Below are 4,384 nucleotides of genomic sequence, written 5' to 3'. Positions count from 1 at the left end.
ACGAAACTTGGGTTGGAGCTATTTCCCCGTCAGTTCCTTCACCAGGGTGGTCTGGCCATAGATCTTGGTCAGGGCCTCGGTCGTCGCCGAAGTGGCCACGACCACGGTGCGGTTGAGGGCCCCGTCGTAGCCGTAGGCGCCGCCCAGCGAGTGGATGTTGCCGTCGAAGGCCGCGCCCAGGACCTCGCCCTTGGCGCTGATCACCGGCGATCCGGAATTGCCGCCGATGATGTCGTTGGTGGTGACAAAGTTGTAGACGGTCTCCGGATTGACCTTGCCCTGGGCCTCGACCCAGCGTGGCGCCAGTTCGAACGGCTCGGCGCCCGTCGCCCGCTCATAGAGACCCGCGAAGTTCGTCGTGGCCGGGACGGCCGTTCCACGATGGGTCCAGCCGGCGACCTTTCCGTAGGAGAGGCGCAGGGTGAAGGTGGCGTCCGGATAGACCGCATCGCCATAGACGGCGAACTTGGCCCGGGCGATGCGTTCGGCGGCCCGGTCGGTCGGCCCCGTCACCTCGGTCTCCCAGACCTTGCGGACGGCGCGCGCGGCGGGGTCGTTGCGCAGGACCAGTTGGATGATCGGGTCGTCGGAGGCCTGGACGGCGGCGAGACCGCCATCCCAAAGCGCCTTGCGCACCGCCGGATCGGCGAGCTTGGAGCTCTTGACCGCGCGGGCGGCGAGGCCCTCGGGGCTTTCCTTGCCCAGCAGCGTCTTCACCGCCGCATCGTCGGTGGTCAGGTACTCGCGCGTCTTCGACAGCCAGAAGGCCAGGTAGACCTCCTCCAGCTCCGCATCGACGGGCTTCTCGTCCAGCAGCTTCTTCTCGATCAGCGGCAGGCGGACGTCGGCGAATTCCGGCAGGCGCTCGGCGGCGGGCTTGGCCCGTTCCTGCGCGCCGCGGACCAGGGTCTTGGCGTAGTCGTAGAGGCTGGAATAGCCGGGGCCACCCTCGATCTGGCGATTGCGCAGATAGGCGTTGGCGTAGGCGTCCTGGGCCTTGGCGATCTCACCCCAGGGATCGCCGATCTCGGCGGCCAGGGCGGCGTCGGCGGCGACCTTGGACTTCAGTTCGGCTTCCTGGGCGCGCTTGGCGTCCATGAAGGCCTTGTCGTTCAGCACGAACTGGCGGCCGAAGAACACCTTGAACGAGTTCTCGACCCCGAACAGCGGATCGGTGGCGATGCGTTTGTGCTCCGGGCTTTCTTCCGAGAAGCGGGCCAGCCGGCCGCGGATCTCCGAACGCTGGAGCTGGCCCACCGGGATCGCCAGGTCGCGCAGCGTTTCGAGCTGGGCCACCGTCAGCAGGCGGTCGGTCGATCCGGGATTGCCGGAGACGAAGGTCGGCTCGCCGTCCTTCGGCGCACGGGTCGCCCAGGTCAGGTGCTGCGGCGTCGCGACCGGCTTGTTGTCCTGGTAGAGCCGCAGGAAGCCGACATCGAGATTGTAGCGTGGGAAGTTGAAATTGTCGGGATCGCCGCCGAAGAAGGCCGTGGCGAACTCAGGGGCGAAGACCAGTCGGACATCGGCGTACTTGCGGTACTTGTAGAGCTTGAACTGACCGCCCCGGTACAGGCTCACCACCTGGCAGCGCACCAGCGGATCGGACCCGCAGGCGGCCTGTTCGGCGCCCGCCATGGCGGCGTCGCGCGCCTTGACGAAGTCCTGGCCGGTCTTGCCGGCGGACGCGGCCTTGATGTCCTTGGTGAGGTCGACGATCGAGGTCAGGATCTCGGCCTGCATGCCGGGACACTTGCGCTCCTCGGCCTGGTTCACCGTCGTGAAGCCGCCCTTCACGAAGTCGGTCTTCTCGGTGGAGAGGTTCTGGACGCACTCGATCACGCAGTGATGGTTGGTCAGCACCAGGCCGGACTTGGAGACCAGCGAAGCCGAGCAGCCGGTGGTCAGCCGCACCGAGGCCGACTGCACACGGTCCAGCCACTTCTGGTCCAGCTTCAGTCCGTAGGCGGCGTTGACCTTGGCGGTGGGAAAGTTGTCGAAGGTCCACATGCCTTCGTCGGCGGCGGCGGGCGAGGTCGCCGCGAGCAGGCCGACGCAGGCCAGCAGACCAGCGGTTGCACGCAGACCACCGGTGATTACACCGAATTTAGGGAAGCTCATTCGCATCGCACCTGAATTGCGCGGGCCTTGGCAGGGCCTGGGGTTGGGCGGGCTGTGTAACAACTGTGACAGGTCGTGACCAGCCGTCGAGGGGCCGCCTTACGGTGATTTAACTTGGTTCGCCACCGACGCGACGCCACACCCTGAGGCTGCTGGGAGGGACCCATGTCGCTGGCTCTAGCCACTTTGATCTACGAATGGCGCCGCTATCTGGCGGCCGTCATCGCGCTCGCCTTCTCCGGCCTGCTCATTCTCGCCCAGGTGGGGATGTTCACGGGCATCGTTAAGGCCGCCACGGCGACCATCGACCGCTCGCGCGCTGATCTGATGATCATGCCGGCGAAGTCCGAGAGCCTGATCAATTCGGGTCCGTCCAGCCTGCCTCGGCGCATCGGACCGCAGCTCTACCTGCATCCCCAGGTAGCCGAGGTCGCCAGTTTCGACGGCGGCGGCGGCCGCTGGACCAACCAGCCGGTGGGCAAGCAGAAGCAGATCACGACCTTCGTGCAGGTGAACATGGTCGACACCGAGGTCGGGGCCCTGACCCTGCCGGTCGACTATCCCGAGAGCGTCCGCGTCGCGCTGATGGAGCCGAACGCTATCGCCATCGACCGCTCGGCCCTGGGCCGGCTGGGGGTGAAGCTGGGCGACAGCGCCGCGCTGAACGGCAAGACCGTCCGAGTGCGCGCCCTGCTCGACGGCTATCCCGACATCAACCAGGCCTCGGTGGTGGTTTCCCGCGACACCTTGCGCCGCCTCGGCCTGGCCGAGAAGGGCGACAAGACCGGTCCCCTGATGGTTCGCCTGAAGACTCCGGATCAGGCGGAACTGGTCCGCGACCAGCTCAACGCCAGCGCCGCCGGCGCCTATCGCGCCTGGACCCGCGCGGAACTCGCCCAGGCCAACGAGGGTGCGCTGATGAAGGAACAGATCATCGGCATCTTCGTCGGCTTCTCCGTCTTCCTGGGCTTCCTGATCGGGGTGGGCATCACTTCCCAGACCCTGCGCGGCGCGATCCTCGCAAACATCAAGGAGTTCGCGAGCCTGCGCGCCCTGGGCGTCTCGATGGGCTCCCTGCGGCTGATCGTGCTGGAGCTGTCGTTCTGGGTGGGGATCGTCGGCCTGGCGGCCACCGGCCTATTCACCTGCCTGGTCGCCATCCTGGCCAAGAACGGTGGGCTGCCCATGGGCTTCCCGGTCAGTTGGGTGGTCGGGGTCGGGGTCCTGCTGATGGTGATTTCGCTCGCCTCGGGCCTGATGGCCCTGGGCATCCTCAAGAAGAGCCAACCCGCGGACCTGCTGCGATGAACACGCTCAATCCGATCGCCATCCAGGGAACCGGACTGGTCAAGCGCTTCAAGACCGGCCGGTCCCATATCGAGGTGCTGAAGTCCGTCGACTTCGACGCCCGCCACGGCGAGATGACCATGGTCATGGGCCCCTCGGGCTCGGGCAAGTCGACCCTGGTGGCCGCCCTCTCGGGCCTGCTGAAGCCGGACTCCGGCAAGGTGACGGCCATGGGCGAGGATCTCTGGTCCATGCGCCCGGGCAAGATCGACAAGTTCCGCCTGGACCACTGCGGGTTCATCTTCCAGGGCTTCAACCTGTTCGGGGCTCTCAGCGCCCTGCAGCAGGTGACCACGATCCTGAAGTACAAGGGCTTCTCGCCTTCCGAGGCGCGCGCCCGCGCCGCCACGGCCCTCACCGAGGTCGGCCTGGGCGCCCGCCTCAATCCGCGGCCGGCCGAACTGTCCGGCGGCGAGAAGCAGCGGGTGGCCATCGCCGGGGCGCTGGCCAAGGAGCCACGCCTGCTGTTCGCCGACGAGCCCACCAGCGCGCTGGACGGCGAGAACGGCCAGATCGTCATCAAGCTTCTCCAGCGGGCCGCCAAGCAGCACGGCGCGGCCGTGATCTGCGTGACCCACGACCCGCGGCTGGAAGCCTATGCCGACCGCATCATCCACATCGAGGACGGCCACATCCTGAACGACCGGCGCACGACGCCGGCCCCCAGCGCGGCCAAGACCCCTGAGCTCATCGGAGCCTAAGACCATGTTCGCCTTCCTCCGCCGCCACGTCGTCTGGGCCGTGGTTCTTGTGCTCGGTCTCGCCGTCGCCGGCGGGCTCCTGCTGAACAGCCAGGCCCAGGCCCAGAAGGCGGAGGCGGCCAAGGTCGCGGCCGCCAAGGCGCCCAAGAGCCCCTTCGTGGCCATCGCCAACGGCAAGGCCGATGTCGAGGGCGGCATGATCCAGGTGGCCGCGCGCC

3 protein-coding genes and 1 pseudogene are annotated in these 4,384 nt (G+C 67.4%); 3 read left to right on the top strand and 1 reads right to left on the bottom strand.

Annotated features, from left to right (window positions below; genetic code table 11):
• Positions 1-18: 18 nt before the first annotated feature.
• Positions 19-2,118: a S46 family peptidase gene (locus tag RMO04_RS19705; RefSeq protein ID WP_309646472.1), complete on the bottom strand. Its 2,100-nt coding sequence runs from the start codon at positions 2,116-2,118 to the stop codon at positions 19-21.
• Between the two features lie 165 nt (positions 2,119-2,283).
• Here RMO04_RS19705 and RMO04_RS19700 point away from each other — a divergent pair, with 165 nt between their 5' ends.
• From RMO04_RS19700 to RMO04_RS19690, 3 genes and pseudogenes are all read left to right on the top strand, one after another.
• Positions 2,284-3,426, top strand: coding sequence for an ABC transporter permease (locus tag RMO04_RS19700; protein ID WP_309646471.1), 1,143 nt, complete (start codon positions 2,284-2,286; stop codon positions 3,424-3,426).
• Positions 3,423-4,166, top strand: a complete 744-nt coding sequence (locus RMO04_RS19695; RefSeq protein WP_309646470.1) for an ABC transporter ATP-binding protein — start codon at positions 3,423-3,425, stop codon at positions 4,164-4,166. Before RMO04_RS19700 ends, RMO04_RS19695 begins: the two co-directional genes overlap by 4 nt.
• A 4-nt stretch (positions 4,167-4,170) precedes the next feature.
• A pseudogene (locus RMO04_RS19690) lies at positions 4,171-4,384 on the top strand (hemolysin secretion protein D); the annotation flags it as partial.

Origin of the sequence: Phenylobacterium sp. (genome assembly GCF_031412415.1) — a bacterium.
Classification (GTDB): domain Bacteria; phylum Pseudomonadota; class Alphaproteobacteria; order Caulobacterales; family Caulobacteraceae; genus Phenylobacterium.
The sequence above is the reverse complement of the archived record's forward strand: the minus strand, read 5'-3'. Positions and strand labels throughout refer to the sequence as shown.